Below are 15,088 nucleotides of genomic sequence, written 5' to 3'. Positions count from 1 at the left end.
CCGGGGTCGGATAATGGTAATCATTATCGGTCCAGCCGCGAGGCCGCCAATCGGGTGATGTGACTCACCGCGCCCACCGTGTGGCACCGCCCCCGTGCGGGGCGGTGCCACACGGTCGGTTCAGCAGGTGATGGTCGCGTTCGCCCAGTCGGCGTGATCGGAGTCGTTGCCGTCCCCGCCATCGGCGACCTGGAGGTCCAGCATCCGCACGCCCGTCACGTCGACGTCGACCGGCACCGCCGCCGCACCGCCCGGCAGTACTGCTGTGACGGCGAGTTCCTCGCCGTCGCCCAGCACGCGGAAGACGACGCTGCCCCGGCCGTCCTTCTCGTCGTCCACCCCGACCAGCGCGGAGAACGTCGAGCAGGCCGAACCGAGGTAGACCCGCACGGACGACGGCGCGTGCACGCCCAGGCCGGTCGCGTACTGGACGCCGCCGACGGTGATCGGCCGCCCGTCCCCGGCCGACTGCTCGCCGTTGCTGCGATCCCGCTCCACCGGACCCCAACCGTTGACCTCGGACACGAACGGGAGGCCGGAGACGCTGTTGGCCCCCGTGGGCGGCGCGGACACCAGAGGAGGCGCGATCTCGCTCCACCGGGACTGCGCGCCCGCCGTGGTGCGGTAGCCGGCCGCCGCGGTCATCCGCACCGTCGCGGCCGCCGCGATCGGCCGGGCCGTGACGGTCCACGTGGCGGTGAAGCTGCCGCCGGCGCGCACGAACGCCGTCTCGCGCAGCGGGCTGCCGTCGAGCACCCAGCCGTCCGGCACCTGGATCTGCACCCGGGCCGCGAGCAGCGGGGAAGTACCGTCGTTGACCAGGCCGGCGGAGACGGTGAACGGCCGGTCGGCCTCGACCAGTTCCGGCCCGGTGAGCGTGAACGACGTCAACGGGGCCGCCTTGGTCGCGCCCGGCCACACCCGGTACGCCACCGCGCCGTGCGAGGGCACCGCGCCCCGGATCATGCCCGCGCTCGCGTGCTGCTCCTTGCTCCACAGGTCCTTGACCCGGTACGAGCGCGCCGACGGGAGGCCGAGTTCGGTGGCGGTCGCGCCGACGGCGGCGTTGCCCGCGCCGCGGTTGAGCAGGACCACCGCGACCGAGCCGTCGGACATGGGCTTGGCCCACACCTCGCCGTCGCCGTCGTCACGCACCTTGCGGCCCTGGGCGCCCGACCAGTCCTGGTCGACCTCCAGCAGGTCGCGGTTGAGCAGGATGCGCCTGGTCGCGTCGTCCATCGCGCGGATGTCGTTGCCCGCGATCAGGGGCGCGTTGAGCACGGCCCACAGCGCGAAGTGGGCGCGGTACTCGGCGTCGGTCATGCCGCCGTTGCCGACCTCCAGCATGTCCGGGTCGTTCCAGCCGTCCGGGCCCGCGTACCGCTCCAGGCCGACCTGCTGGTCGAGGATGCCCATCACCGACGTCCAGTTGTCGGAGATGTCACCGGTGGTCCGCCACAGGTGCCCGCCGACCTGTCGGCCCAGGCCCTCCCACGGCCGGTTCTGGCCCCACTCGCACAGGCTGTAGACGATGTCGCGGCCGGTCCTGCGCAGTGCCTCGCCCATCGCGCGGTACCGGTCCAGCGCCGGGCGGCCCTCGTTGAAGCAGTTGTCGTACTTGAGGTAGTCGACGCCCCAGTCGGCCCAGGTCCGCGCGTCGACCTCCTCGTGGTCGAGGCTGGCGGGGTAACCCGCGCAGGTGTGCGTGCCCGCCGAGGAGTAGATGCCCAGCTTCAGGCCCTTGCCGTGGACGTAGTCGGCCAACGCCTTGATACCGCCGGGGAAGCGCACCGGGTCGGCTTGCAGCCGGCCCCGGGCGTCGCGGTCGCGAGCCATCCAGCAGTCGTCGATGTTGACGTAGGTGTACCCGGCGTCACGCATCCCCGACGACGCGATCGCGTCCGCGGTCTGCCGGATGAGGTCTTCGTCGATGTCGCACCCGAACTTGTTCCACGAGTTCCACCCCATCGGCGGAGTGGACGCCGACACGGCTCGCGCCTCGGCGGGTTCGGGTGCCGCGATGGCCGCGGGGGCGGCGGCGAGGGGGAGCAGGGCAGAGACGAGCAGCGTTAATGCGCGACGCATGAACACCCTCCTTGGTGCTCGGAAGCACCGGGAGGTCACCGGCGCCGGCCGAGGTGCGGCGCTGACGCTAACCGGTCGCGAGTGGCGTTCTCAAGGGTTAGTTTCTAGGTGGTAATAAGTTCGGAGTGTCCTTCGGGGCCCCGGTAGGTGGCCGGTCAGCCCTTGCGTGCGCGGTAGGCCGCGACGGCGATCCGGTTGCCGCACGTGGTGCTGCAGTAGCGGCGGGAGCGGTTGCGGGACAGGTCGAGCACGAGGCCGTCGCAGGTGTCGTCGGCGCAGACCGCGAGGCGGCTCATCTCGTCGGCGCGGATCAGGTCGACCACCGCCATGGCCGTGTCGACGGCGATCCGGTCGGCCAGCGGCGTCTCCGGGTCCGAGACGTGCAGGTGGTAGTCGAACCCGTCGTGCCGCACGAGCCGGGGCACGACCTGGTGCCTGGCCAGGATGTCGTTCACGATCCCGACGGCGGTGTCGCGGTCGCTGGTCAGGAGTCGGCGCAGCGGCGCCCGCAGCGCGCGGATCGCCTCCAGCTCGGCCTGGTCGTGGGTGCGGGAGCCGGTGTAGCCGTGCTCGGCGAAGAACGCGTCCAGCTGGGCCGGCGCGGTCATCGTGTCCGGTTCCTCGGCCGAGTTCACCAACGCCACCGCCGCGATGAGCGACGTGGTCGTGTCATGGGTGAAGAGCATGTTGACAGATTACCGCCGCGGTCCATAGCGTCATGAGTCATGGCGACGATGACACATGACACGCTGGTGGCCGGCCGGTTGCGCGCCGGGTTGGGCTTCGCGCTGCTGTCCGCGTCGTCCTTCGGCTTGTCCGGGCCGTTGGCGCGGGGCCTGATGAACGCGGGGTGGTCGTCGGCGGCCGCGGTGGCGGTCCGGGTGTTGCTCGCCGCGGCCGTGCTGGCACCGATCGCGGTGGTCCAGCTGCGTGGCCGGTGGCACCTGCTGCGCCGCACCGCGCCGCTGATCACGGCGTACGGGCTGGTCGCGGTCGCGGGCTGCCAACTGGCCTTCTTCAACGCCGTCGCGCGGATGGAGGTCGGTGTCGCGTTGCTGGTCGAGTACACCGCGCCGGTCGCCGTGGTCGGCTGGCTGTGGCTGCGCCACGGTCAGCGGCCCACCCGGCTGACGGTGCTCGGCGCGGTGCTGGGGCTGATCGGGTTGTTGCTGGTCCTCGACGTCGTCTCCGGCGCCCGGGTGAGTGCCGCGGGCGTCCTGTGGGCGTTGGGCGCGATGGTGGGCGCCGCGGTGTACTTCGTGCTCTCGGCCCGCGACGGTGACGGGCTGCCCGGCACCGTGCTGGCCGCCGGCGGGTTGCTGCTCGGCGGTGTCGTGCTGCTGGTGGCGGGCGCGGTCGGGATCGTCCCGTTCGAGGTGTCCGCCGAACCGGTCGCGTTCGACGGGTTCGCCGTGGCGTGGTGGCTGCCCGTGCTGGCGCTGGGCGTCGTGACGGCGTCCCTCGCGTACGTCGCTGGCATCGCCGCGACCAGGCGACTGGGTTCGCGGCTGGCGTCGTTCGTGGCGCTGACCGAGGTGGTGACGGCGCTGCTGTTCGCGTGGCTGCTGCTGGGCGAGGCGCCGGGCGTGGTCCAGCTGGTCGGCGGCACGTTGATCCTCGGCGGCGTGGTGACCGTGAAGCTGGGCGAACCGCGGTAGCCGCACTTCGGTGGTCCTTGTCACATCACGGCGGGGTTCCTATGCTCGGAAAGCGCTTACCTCATCCCTCGACGACGGGTGGACGATGGACATCGCGAACGGGCGCCGGATCGGCGCCCTCGGCGCGGCCGCGGCGTTGCTGCTCTCCGGGTGCTTCGGCGGACGACCGGCCGAAGGGGGAGCCGGCGACGACGGGCCGATCCGCATCGGCGTCTCGCTCCCGCTGACCGGCGACTTCTCCGAACCGGGCAAGGGCGTGCAGCGCGGCTACGAAGCGTGGGCCGACCACGTCAACGCGGGCGGCGGGCTCCTGGGCCGCCAGGTCGAGCTGATCGTCCTGGACGACCAGTCCAACGCCGACCGGGTCGCCGCCGACTACGAGAAGCTCATCAACTCCGACGGCGTCGACCTCGTCTTCGGACCGTTCTCCACCCGCCTGGTCATCCCCGCCGCCCAGGTGGCGCGCGACTACGGCTTCCTGTTCGTGGAACCGGCCGGCGCCGCGCGCGAGGTGTTCGAGCAGGGCTTCGACAACCTCTTCTACGCCGCGCCCGCCGTGGCCCAGGACCACTACGACCACCTGGCCGAGGCGATCATCGCGATGCCCGAAGCCACCCGGCCGAAGACGGCGGCGTACGCGGCGATGGACGACCCGTTCGCCCAGGGCACCGCCAACGGCCTCAAGGACAAGCTGGCCGCCGCGGGCGTGCGCACGGTGGTGGACGAGGTGTACCCGCCCAACACCACCGACTTCGGCTCCATCGCCGCGAAGATCGCCGACTCGCGCGCGGACGTCGTGGTCGGCGGCACGCAGTACCAGGACGCGGTGAACCTGATCGTGGCCCTGCGCCAGCTGGACTACCAGCCGAAGCTCGCCGCGTTCTCCACCGCGCCGACCAACCCCGAGTTCCCGAAGGCGATCGGCGCGCAGACCGAGGGCATCCTGTCCCCGACCGGCTACACACCCGAGGCGGCCTACCCGTCCAACCGGGAGTTCGTGGACTTCTACACCCGCGAGCACGGCGCCGCGCCCACCGAGGACGAGGCCAACGCCTGGACCACCGGGCAGGTCGTCGCCGCCGCCGTGACCGCGGCCGGCTGCGCGGACCCCTCAGAGCAGTGCCAGCGCAAGATGATCGACTGGCTGCACGCCAACGAGGTGCAGACCGTCGTCGGGCCGCTGCGGTGGGACGCGGCCGGTCGACCGCAGGGCGCGCACCTCATCCAGCAGTACGTCGGCGGGAAAATCCGGATCGTGCTGCCCGCCGACGCGAAGGAAGCCGAGCTGGTCTACCCGAAGCCCGCGTGGTGAGGTCGGGTGTCCCTCGTCTTCCAGAGCCTCGTCCTCGGCGTGCTGATGGGCGGTCTCTACGCCCTGCTCGCCGCCGGTCTGACCCTCTACTTCGGCGTGATGCGCGTGGTGATGATCGCGCACTCGGCGTTCCTGGTGCTGGCCGCGTACCTGGCGTGGGCGTTCACCGTCGGCACGGGACTCGACCCGATGCTGTCGCTGGTGGCCACGGTGCCGTTGTTCTTCGTGGTCGGTGTCGCCGTGCAGCGGCTGCTGGTGGCGCGCCTGCGGCCGGCCACGCTGACGATGATGTCGGTGCTGCTGACGTTCGCGGTGGCGTTGGCGGTGGAGGGCGCGCTGGGCTTCGTGTTCAGCGGCACGCACCGCCGGGTGCCGCTGTCCTACTCCGGCGCACGGCTGGAGCTGTTCGGCGCGAGCGTCGCGCTGGTCAAGCTCATCGCGTTCGGACTGGCCGTGGTGACGTTGGCCGGTCTGCACGTGCTGCTCAAGGCGACCCGGTTCGGCCAGGCGTTGCGGGCCACGATGCAGCACCGCGAGGCGGCCAGGCTGCTCGGCGTGGACACCGACCGGGTCGCCGGGTTCGGCTTCGGGCTCGGCCTGGCCACCGCGGCCGTCGGCGGCACCGCGCTGGCGCTGGACTCCACCATCTACCCGTCGCTGCACTGGCACTGGATCGGCCCGCTGATGGCGATCATCGTGGTCGGCGGGCTCGGCAGCGTCGGCGGCGCGGCCATCGCGGCGCTGCTGCTGGGTATCGGGCAGAACCTGCTCCAGCTCCCGCTCGGCACCACGTGGGCGCAGACGTTCTTCTACGCCGCGCTGTTCGTGACGCTGATCCTGCGTCCGCAGGGGTTCTTCGGAGGCCGCCTTGCGCAGCGGTTCTGAGGTGGTCTGGCAGGCCGTCGGGCTGGTCGTGCTCGCCGCGTTCCTGGTGGCGTTCCCGAGCCTGGCGGCGGACCCGTTCGTGCTGTCGGTCGGCGTGGTGATCATCAGCTACGCGGTGCTGGCCACCGCGTGGAACTTCGTCGGCGGGTTCACCGGCTACATCTCGCTGGGCCACGCCGCGTACTCCGGTCTCGGCGGCTACGCCACCGGCCTGCTGATCCTGCGCGCCGACGTGAACCCCTGGGTCGCGCTGCTGCTCGGCGGGGCGGTGGTGGCGGTGCTCGCGGTGCCGATCGGCGTCGCCGCGCTGCGGGTCCGCGGCGCCTCGTTCGTCATCGTGTCGATCGCGGTGGTGCTGGTGCTGCTGCTGGTGTTCCAGAGCTGGGGATCGGTGACCGGCGGGTCGGACGGGCTGCGGGTGCCGCGCCCGTTCGACGCCGGCGTGCTGCGACCCGAGCAGCACCAGCGGTTCTTCCACCTGCACGCCGTGCTGCTGGCGGTGATGCTGCTGTGCTGGTGGCTGATCGACCGCTCGCGCTTCGGCCTGGGGCTCAAGGCGATCCGGGAGGACGAGGACAAGGCGCGGTCGCTCGGCGTGCCGACGGTGCGGTACAAGCTGGCGGCGTTCGTGCTGTCGGCGTTCTTCACCGCGCTGGGCGGCGGCCTGTACGCGCTGTGGTTCGGCTTCCTCGACCCGATCTTCCAGTTCTCCATCCTGGTCGGCTCGAACATGGTGCTGATGAGCCTGCTCGGCGGCGTGCGGAGCCTGTTCGGGCCGCTGGTCGGCGCGGTCGTCGTCGGTTACGCCACCGAGTTCTTCAAGGCCCAGTACGGCGACACGCAGCTGCACCTGGTCGCGATGGGCGTGCTGCTCGCGGTGGTGGTGTTGTTCCTGCCCGACGGGATCATCCCCGCCGTGCGCGGGCTGGTGGGTCGGCTGCGGCCGGGACAGGCGTCGATCCGCGAGGTCACGCAGGAGGAACTGGCCGGGGAGGTGCGGCGGTGAAGGGGTTGCGGACCGAGGGCCTGACCAAGTCCTACGGCGGGGTCCGGGCGGTGGACGACGCGACCGTGACGTTCCGGCACGGCCGGATCAACGCCCTGATCGGGCCGAACGGCTCGGGCAAGACGACGTTCTTCAACTGCGTCACCGGGATGGTCGAACCGGACGCGGGCACGGTCACCTACCACGGTCGCGACATCACCGGACGGGGCGCGCACAAGGTCGCGCACGCGGGCATCGGCCGCAGCTTCCAGCTGTGCCGGGTCTTCCCGCGCCTGACCGCCGTGGAGAACCTGCTGGTGGCGGTCCGACCCCGCTCGGTGCTGCGCGCGTTGGCCCCGGCACGCCTGAAGTCCGACGTGGACCGGGCGATGGGGTGGCTGACGCGCGTCGGCATCGAGCACCTGGCCGACGTGGAGGCGCGCGACCTGTCCTACGGCCAGCAGAAGTTGCTGGAACTGGCGGGGGTGCTGATGGCGGAGCCGGAGACGATCCTGCTGGACGAGCCCGCCGGCGGGGTGAACCCGGCGTTGATCGACCGGATCGGCGAGCTGGTGCGGTCGCTCAACGCGGAAGGCCGGACGTTCCTGATCGTGGAGCACAACATGGACGTGGTGATGAGCTTGTCCGATCACGTGGTGGTGTTCGACCGGGGCCGGCCGATCGCCGCGGGCCCGCCCGACGTGGTGCGTGCCGATCCCCGCGTGCTGGCGGCCTACCTTGGCGGCTGACCTGCTCGAACTCGTGGACGTCGAGGCCGGCTACGGCCGTGCGGCGCTGGTGCTGCGCGGCCTGACCGTGCGCGTGCCGCCCGCGTCCGTGGTGTGCCTGGTCGGTCCGAACGGCGCGGGCAAGTCCACGGTGCTCAAGGTGGCCAGCGGGCTGCTCGCGCCGCGTGCCGGGCGGATCGTGCTCGGCGGGCGTGACGTCACCGGTCGAGGGCCCCAGGCGCTGTTGGCGGCCGGCCTGTCGCACGTGCTGCAAGGCCACAGCGTCTTCCGCGAGATGACCGTGGGGGAGAACGTCCTGCTCGGCGCGTACACCGTGCGGGACAAGGCCGTCGTGGCCGAACGGGTCGACTTCGTCCGCACCCTGTTCCCCGTCGTCGGCGACCGCTGGGACGCGCTCGCCGGGGCGCTGTCGGGCGGCCAGCAGAAACAGGTGGAGTTCGCCCGCTCCCTCATGGTCAGCCCGCGGGTGGTGTTGCTGGACGAGCCGTCGATGGGCCTGGACCCGAAGGCCACCGCGACCGTGTTCGAGCAGATCACCCGGATGCGCGACGCGGGCACCGCCGTGCTGCTGGTCGAGCAGAACGCCCGCCGCGCACTGGAGGCGGCCGACCTCGGCTGCGTGCTCGACCTGGGCCGGGTGCACGTCTCCGGCCCGGCGAGCACCCTGCTGACCGACCCCCGCCTGGGCGACCTCTACCTCGGCCGGGCCAGGAACGAACCGTGAACGCGCACCCCGCCGAAGTCGCCGAGTCGCAGACGTCGCCGGGGGTTGCGGAGGTCGCGGAAATCACCGGGGTCGCAGCGGTCTCCGGGCGTCGCAGCGGTCTCCGGCGGTCGCGGAGTTCGTCCGGGTCACAGAGGTTGTCGGGAGTCGCAGACATCGGCGGCATCGCCGGGCAACCACAGTGCTTCGCAGGGGTCGCCGCCCAGGGGATCCCTGGATTCCATTCTACCGACGAGGTCCGACATTTCCGGGCCTCCAGGGGAGGAGACAGCGATGCGCAAGCGCAGGTGGTGGGCTTCGGTGGCGGCCGTCACCGTGGTGGTGTCGACCGCCGTGCCGGCGTGGGGAGGACCGGACGACCCGGTGACCGACCCGATCCCCGGTGACCCGATCCGGTCCCGGCTCGGGCTGGTGCTGGCCGAGGTCGCCCGGTTACCCGCGTCGTCACCCACCCCGCCCACCTCCGACACCCGGCTCAACCGGCACAACCGGATCAACTTCGTCGGCGAGGTGCCCGACGGGTCCGGCCGGCGGTACGTCCCCGACCTCAACGGCCCCCTGTACCTGCTGGACGACGGCGGCGCACCGCACGTCTACCTGGACTTCGCCGCACGCTTCCCGAACTTCTTCTCCGGCCGAGGCATGGGCAGCGGGTTCGGGTTCGTCGCCTTCCACCCCGGGTTCGCCCGCAACGGCAAGCTCTACACCGTGCACACCGAGGGCAGGGCCGCGATCGACACCGAGACGCCGACCTACCCCAACCAGCCGGGGGCCGTCGTGCAGAGCGTGGTGTCGGAGTGGACGGCCGCCGACCCGGCCGCCGACGTGTTCACCGGGACGCGGCGCGAGCTGTTCCGCTACGGCTTCGCCACCCACATCCACGCCGTGCAGCAGATCGACTTCAACCCGACCGCCCGGCCCGGCGACCCCGATCACGGCCTGCTGTACCTGGCCGTCGGCGACGGCGGCCTCGGCGTGACCTCCGACGTGCCGCAACGGCTCGACAACCCGGCGGGCAAGGTCCTGCGCATCGACCCGGCGGGCACCGGCGGCCCCGGCGGCCGGTACGGCATCCCGGCGACCAACCCGTTCGTCGGCACGCCCGGCGCACTCGGCGAGATCTACGCCTACGGCATGCGCGACCCGCACCGGTTCGCCTGGGACCGGGGCGGCGACCACGCGCTCTACCTGGGTCACATCGGCCAGCACTCGATCGAGGCCGTGTACGAGCTCCGCGCGGGCGACAACCTGGGCTGGAGCAGGCGTGAGGGCGCGTTCGCCTACCGCCACGAGGACCAGTGCCACCTGTACCCGCTCCCGGCCGACGACGACAGGTACGGGTACACCTACCCCGTGGCGGCCTACGACCACGACCCGCCGGCGGGCTGGCCGTGCACGTCCGACAGCGGTCACGCCATCTCCGGCGGCCAGGTCTACCGCGGTCGTGCCGTGCCGCGCCTGCGCGGCAAGTACGTCTTCGGCGACCTGGTGGACGGCCGCGTCTTCTACACCGAGGTGTCGAGGATGAGGCGCGGCGGGCCCACCGCCCCGCTGCACGAGCTCAAGGTGTTCGACACCGACGGCAACGAGAAGCGCATGACCGACCTCGTCGGCGACGGCCGGGTGGACCTGCGGTTCGGCACGGACGCCGCCGGTGAGCTGTACCTGCTGTCCAAGACCGACGGCCGGATCTGGCAGGTCGTCGGCACGCGCGAGGTCCCGCGGTCGGAGGTGACGCCCGCCGTCGCCCGGAACCTGGTGGCGCACTACGACTTCGAGCACCCGTTCCCCGTGGACGACGCCCGTGAGATCGACCTCGGCGAGTCGCGCACCCTGCTCCGGCTCGTCAACGGCGGCGATCGGATGCGCGTCGACGACGGCGCGTTCCGCGGCAGCAACAACGCCCTCGACCTGCGCCCGCAACCCGGTGCGAACGACGACTGGAAAGCGGGCGTGTGGGACGCGGACGGCGCCGAGTCGCTGAGGGCGTTCAACGGCGCCACGGGGACCACCATCATGGGCTGGTTCAAGCTCACCGGCGCGAACCCGAGTCCCGGTCACGGGGCTGTCGGGCTCGCCGGCCTGCTCAGCGGTGACTCCGAGGGGCACGCGGTGCGGGCGTTGATCGAGGCGTTCGAGGTCGACGGTCAGCTCCGGCTGGTCGCCCTCGGCCGCCGGATCGACGGTGGCGCGTCCCAGACCTACGCCGCCGCGCCGGCCTGGTCGGAAGTGCTGCCGCCGAACCGCTGGGTGCACCTGGCCGCCACGTTCGACTTCACCACCGGCCGGATGGCGCTCTACCGCGACGGCAAGGCCCTGCCCGGGTTCTACACCGTGCCCGGTGACCCGTGGCAGGTCGACGGCACGGGTACGTCACCCACCGACCCGAGGGGCATCAAGATCGGTGGCAGCTTCCCGCAGGACACCGCGGAGCGGAACCCCTGCACGTGCCGGGTGGACTCGTTGATGTTCCTGGACGTCGCCGCGTCGGCGGAGGTGGTGGCCGAGCAGTACCGCCGGTTCCTCAACCGCTAGGCCGGTTTCTCGACCGCCAGGCCGGTGACGCGGCGTCGGCCCGGTGCCGCGTCCCCGCCAGCGCCAGCACGCGCTCACGCGCCCTCACGGTGATCGCGACGGCCTCTTTGGTCTCCGCGTCGCACGGTGGGACGTCCACCGCGGACAGTGCCCGGGTGAGCAGGTCGACGGCGTCGTCGTACTGCTGTGCTGTGGCGAGACCGTCCGCCGCCCGCCGTGCGGCGGACAACGCCTCCACGGTGCCGCCGCGCCCGTTCGCGGTCAGCCGTTCGAACGTCGTGCACGCGAGCAGCTTCGCGGCCTCGGCCTCGGCGTGCTCGTCACCGGCGGCGGCGAAGTGCGCGCGAGCGGCCGGCAGCAGCGGTTCGGCGGCGTTCGCGGCCTGGTGCCACAACAACAACTTCGCGCGGTCCACCCTGGCCCAGGCGACTCGCCCCGCCTGGTCGAGGTGCCCGGCCAGGACGCGTTCGGCGGCCTCGAACTCGCGCAGCGCTTCGGTGTCCGCCTCGTCGGAGCCGAGCGAGGCCAGGCCGATGCCGCGCCACAGCCGCAGCACGCCGACCACCGGCGCACCGGGCGCGTCCGGCTCGATCACGGCCAGGTGTCGGTCGATGCAGGGCAGCGCGTCGTGCGGACCCTCCCGTGCCAGCAGCGCCTCGCACCACCGGTTGATGGCGTCGGCGGTCGCGGGCGCGTCGGGCGCGTGCCGCAACAGCAGGGTGATGCCGCGCGTCAGGTGCGCTTCGGCTTCGTCCGCCCGACCGAGGTCGTCCAGGGCCTGGCGGAGGCGGTGGTGGCCGATCGCCGCGGCGGGGCCGCCGGGTGCGATCCGCTCGGCCAGCTCGACCGCCTCGCGGGCGGCCCGTTCGGCGGCCTGCGCCCGGCCGTGCAGCCTGAGCGCGTGGGACAGGTCGTTGAGCGTGCCGACGACCGTCGCACCGGTCCGGTCGACCTTCCGCTGGATGGCCAGCACCTCGGTGAACGTCGAGACCGCGTCGTCCAGCGCTCCCGCTTCGCGCAGCGCGTACGCGAGACAAGAGAGGACTCCGGCGTGCACGGCGCTGTTCGGCTCGGCCAGCGCGAGGGCGCTCCTCAGCGTTTCCAGCGCGCGCCGCGGGTTGCCCAGTTCCAGGTCCGCCCGCCCGTGACCGGCCAGCGCGTGCACGAGCAGCGCGGCGACCTCGCCGTCGCGGCGGTCCAGGCCGTCCAACTCGTACGCGGCGACGGCGTACAGGTCGAGGGCCTCCGACAACCGGCCCGCGGCCGACGCCGAGTCGCCCTCCCGCAGCCGCCAGCGCGCCAGGCCGACCCGTCCGTTCCGCTCGGACCTCCGCTTGCCGGACATCGCGCGCCTCCTCGCCGTCGATCGCGACGGTCGGCTCCGAGGTCGACACCGCGACCTCGTCCGGACCCGGTACCTCGTCCCCTCCCGATTCCTTGATCGTCTCGGCTCGATAGCCCGTTAGGCGTACATCAGTCGATTCACCCGAACGGCTCACTCTTGGTTCCGCCATCCAGTCCGCGCACGAGCCCTCCACCCGGGCCGCGGGTGGAGGGCTCGTGGCCGGCGACTAGCGGTAGGTGATGTTGGACGAGCCGTAGAGGCAATTCGTGCCGTCCGCACCGCTGCCGATCTTCGTCGGCTCACCGCTGGTGACGCCGCGGTACTTCTCGCAGATCACGATCTTCCGGCTGCTGTCGCCGACGATGGTGATCCCGGAATAGCGCGCGGTGTCGCCGTAGTTCGTGTTGATGCCCGCCAGCACCTTGCCCGGCGAGTACACCGTCACGTTTTCCAGGATCACGTTGCGCTTGTACTGCGTGCCGCAATTGCCGCACGACCGGTACAGCTTGCCGAAGTCGTCCACCTGGAAATTGCGGATGTGGATGGTGCCCGGCCCGTTGTGCTGGAACACCTTGTCCGACGCCTTGCGCGCGCCGCCGCCGTTGACCGTCATCTTCTGCGACGACGAGGAGCCCTTCAGCGTCGCCGCGTCCTCGCCGACGTCCTCCCACCACACGTTGTTCAACGTGCAGGTACCCAGGCAGTGGATGCCGTCGGCGGCGGGCGTGCCGAGGATGACGTTGGACAACGTCGCGCCGTTGGCCAGCTCGAACAGCGGGCTCTGGCCCTCGTCCTGGCCGCCGTCGCCGAGCGCGCCGGTGCCGTAGAACCGCTTCAGCCCGCCGTCGTACGGCGTGCTGCCGACCTTGATCTTGGTGCTGACCCCCTGCGAGCCCTTCGGCGCGGGGAACGTGCTCCCGGCCGCCGAACCGCTCGGCGCGACGGCGGTGGTCAGCAGCGCGGCCAAAGCGAATGCCGCGGCGCCCGAGAGCAGCCGTCCGATCATTTTCCTGTGCACTTGTTTGCCTCCCGTTGGGCGGCAGCGGAACTGAAACGTTACAAGCGGTCGCTCGGACCTGTCAACGATTCGAAGTCCGTGGTCGGAAGGGTCGTTCCGCGGTCGAGTGGTTCACATTCTTGAAAGGCCCGATCAGGCTTGGCCGGTGCGGAACTTGTCCAGCACCCGGCGTTCGCGCTTGGTGGGACGCCCGGCGCCGCGTTCCCGCCGTGCGACGGGAGCGGGCGCGTCGGTGGGCTTGGGCGGTGGAGGCGTCCGGTCCAGGAAGCAGCCGACCGCGTCGGCCGCGCCGACGCGTTTCTGGATCACCCGAACGACCTCCACGATCCGGGTCGTGTCACCCACCCGAGCACGCACCTCGTCACCCGGTGACACCGACGTGGCGGGCTTGGCAGGCCTGTCGTTGACGCGCACGTGACCACCCCGACAGGCCGCCGCGGCATCGGAACGGGTCTTGGTCAACCGGACCGCCCACAACCAGCGGTCCACACGGGTGGACTCCACCGGTACATCATGGCCTGCCGGTGGCCCGGCAGGCCATGTCACCCGCTCACCTCATGCCGCAGAGCGCGTGGTCGACCAGGTCCACCGTGACGTCCTTGCCCGGCTTCGGCGCGCCCGGCACCGGCACCATCGAGTCGGTGTTGATCGACACCGTCACGCTGCGCCGGCCGTCGGCCGTGACGCCGTTGCGGGTCTTGAAGCCGGGGATGTCCCCGCCGTGCGACCAGTGACCGCCGCACGAGTTCGGGATCCACATGATCCCGAGCCCGTACCGGGCGCCCGGCCACGCCGGGTCCAGCGCGGGCGTGCGGACGGTGTCGGTCATCTCGGCGAGCTCGGCGGGCCGCAGCACCTCGCCGCCGATCAGCGCCTTGAGGAACGCGTTGGCGTCGTCGGTGGTGCTGATCATGTCGCCGGCCGCGCCGCCCCACGACGGGTTGTACCTGGTCACGTCGATCGCGCGACCGTAACGGGGGTCGGCCGGGTCGGCCTCCAGCCCCTTCTCCGGGAACCGCTCGTAGGCCACCGCGTGCGGCATGGGCACGACCGGGGACGTGGCGGGGAGGTACGTGTCGCGCAGGCCGAGCGGGTCGACGATGCGGGTGCGCACCTCGTGCTGCCAGGTGTTGCCGGTCACCCGTTCGATGATCATGCCCGCGAGGAGGTAGCCGGTGTTGGAGTAGTTCCAGTCGGCGCCGGGCGCGAAGTCCGGCGGCTGCTGCACCGCCAGCGCGACCATCCGCTCCGGCTCCACGGTGCGGTACCGGATCCGCTCGAACTCCTTCTCCAGGAACAGCTCCGGCATCTTGCCCACGTAGTTGTACAGGCCGCTGGTGTGCTGCAACAGCTGCCGCACGGTGATCTTCGTGCCGTCGTTGCCGTTGCCGGCGACGACACCGGGCAGCCACCGGTCCACGGTGTCCTCAAGGGACATCCGGCCCTCGCCGACCAGTTGCAGCACGGTCGCCGCCACGAACGTCTTGGTGTAGCTGCCGATGCGGAACTTCGCCTGCCACGGCACGGGCGTGCGCCGGTCGACGTCGCCGTAGCCGCTGCGCACCCGCACGTCGCCGCGCGGTGTGTCCACTTCGACCAGCACGCCGGGCGCGCCCTGGTCGAGCAGCGCGTCGGCGTGCCGCTGGAGGGTCCTGGTGTCGGGGCGGTGCTCGGCCTGGGCGGCGCCCGCCGTGAGGCCCAGCCCCAGCACCGCGATCATCGCTGTCACAGGAAGTCGTTTCACAGCACCGAACGCTAGGTGCGCGGCGGGCTTGCGTCGTCGCCCCAGGAA

13 protein-coding genes are annotated in these 15,088 nt (G+C 71.8%); 7 read left to right on the top strand and 6 right to left on the bottom strand.

What is annotated here, in order from left to right:
* Positions 1-120: 120 nt before the first annotated feature.
* Positions 121-2,085, bottom strand: a complete 1,965-nt coding sequence (locus AB0K14_RS09255) for an NPCBM/NEW2 domain-containing protein (protein WP_360451290.1) — start codon at positions 2,083-2,085, stop codon at positions 121-123.
* Between the two features lie 155 nt (positions 2,086-2,240).
* On the bottom strand, positions 2,241-2,771 hold the full coding sequence (locus AB0K14_RS09250; protein ID WP_360451287.1) for a CGNR zinc finger domain-containing protein: 531 nt from the start codon (positions 2,769-2,771) through the stop codon (positions 2,241-2,243).
* 39 nt (positions 2,772-2,810) lie between these two features.
* Here AB0K14_RS09250 and AB0K14_RS09245 point away from each other — a divergent pair, with 39 nt between their 5' ends.
* The 7 genes from AB0K14_RS09245 (at position 2,811) to AB0K14_RS09215 (ending at position 10,933) form a co-directional block, all read left to right on the top strand.
* The gene (locus AB0K14_RS09245) at positions 2,811-3,743 is read left to right on the top strand and encodes an EamA family transporter (RefSeq protein WP_360451284.1); all 933 of its coding nucleotides are present in this window, start codon (positions 2,811-2,813) and stop codon (positions 3,741-3,743) included.
* Between the two features lie 85 nt (positions 3,744-3,828).
* On the top strand, positions 3,829-5,055 hold the full coding sequence (locus AB0K14_RS09240) for an amino acid ABC transporter substrate-binding protein (protein WP_360451282.1): 1,227 nt from the start codon (positions 3,829-3,831) through the stop codon (positions 5,053-5,055).
* A 6-nt stretch (positions 5,056-5,061) separates the two neighbouring features.
* A complete protein-coding gene (locus AB0K14_RS09235) occupies positions 5,062-5,940 on the top strand; it encodes a branched-chain amino acid ABC transporter permease (protein ID WP_360451279.1) in 879 nt (292 codons plus the stop codon).
* Positions 5,924-6,946 carry a branched-chain amino acid ABC transporter permease gene (locus AB0K14_RS09230; RefSeq protein ID WP_360451276.1) on the top strand — a complete coding sequence of 341 codons (1,023 nt, stop codon included), beginning with the start codon at positions 5,924-5,926 and terminating at the stop codon, positions 6,944-6,946. The genes AB0K14_RS09235 and AB0K14_RS09230 overlap by 17 nt, the downstream gene beginning before the upstream one ends.
* Positions 6,943-7,674 (top strand): ABC transporter ATP-binding protein, encoded by a 732-nt coding sequence (locus AB0K14_RS09225; RefSeq protein WP_360451274.1) that lies wholly within the window; start codon positions 6,943-6,945, stop codon positions 7,672-7,674. The genes AB0K14_RS09230 and AB0K14_RS09225 overlap by 4 nt, the downstream gene beginning before the upstream one ends.
* On the top strand, positions 7,664-8,398 hold the full coding sequence (locus tag AB0K14_RS09220) for an ABC transporter ATP-binding protein (protein WP_360451272.1): 735 nt from the start codon (positions 7,664-7,666) through the stop codon (positions 8,396-8,398). The genes AB0K14_RS09225 and AB0K14_RS09220 overlap by 11 nt, the downstream gene beginning before the upstream one ends.
* A gap of 273 nt (positions 8,399-8,671) precedes the next feature.
* Complete coding sequence (locus tag AB0K14_RS09215; protein ID WP_360451269.1) at positions 8,672-10,933, top strand: PQQ-dependent sugar dehydrogenase; 2,262 nt, start codon at positions 8,672-8,674, stop codon at positions 10,931-10,933.
* On the opposite strand, the gene AB0K14_RS09210 is transcribed toward AB0K14_RS09215, so the two are convergent.
* The 4 genes from AB0K14_RS09210 to AB0K14_RS09195 all read right to left on the bottom strand — a co-directional run bounded on the left by AB0K14_RS09210 (position 10,923) and on the right by AB0K14_RS09195 (position 15,040).
* Positions 10,923-12,278, bottom strand: coding sequence for a tetratricopeptide repeat protein (locus tag AB0K14_RS09210; protein ID WP_360451268.1), 1,356 nt, complete (start codon positions 12,276-12,278; stop codon positions 10,923-10,925). The two genes, AB0K14_RS09215 and AB0K14_RS09210, sit on opposite strands and share 11 nt — an antisense overlap.
* Positions 12,279-12,504: 226 nt before the next feature.
* Entirely contained in the window at positions 12,505-13,296 is a 792-nt protein-coding gene (locus AB0K14_RS09205) for a pectate lyase (RefSeq protein WP_360451265.1), read from the bottom strand.
* A gap of 132 nt (positions 13,297-13,428) precedes the next feature.
* Positions 13,429-13,800, bottom strand: a complete 372-nt coding sequence (locus tag AB0K14_RS09200; protein WP_360451262.1) for a S4 domain-containing protein — start codon at positions 13,798-13,800, stop codon at positions 13,429-13,431.
* Positions 13,801-13,846: 46 nt separating this feature from the next.
* Positions 13,847-15,040 carry a serine hydrolase domain-containing protein gene (locus tag AB0K14_RS09195; RefSeq protein WP_360451259.1) on the bottom strand — a complete coding sequence of 398 codons (1,194 nt, stop codon included), beginning with the start codon at positions 15,038-15,040 and terminating at the stop codon, positions 13,847-13,849.
* Between the last annotated feature and the right edge of the window lie 48 nt (positions 15,041-15,088).

This window comes from Actinosynnema sp. NPDC050801 (genome assembly GCF_040673975.1).
In the GTDB taxonomy this organism is placed as follows: Bacteria; Actinomycetota; Actinomycetes; order Mycobacteriales; family Pseudonocardiaceae; genus Actinosynnema.
Note: the sequence above shows the minus strand (reverse complement) of the source record. Positions and strands in the feature narration are given on the sequence as shown.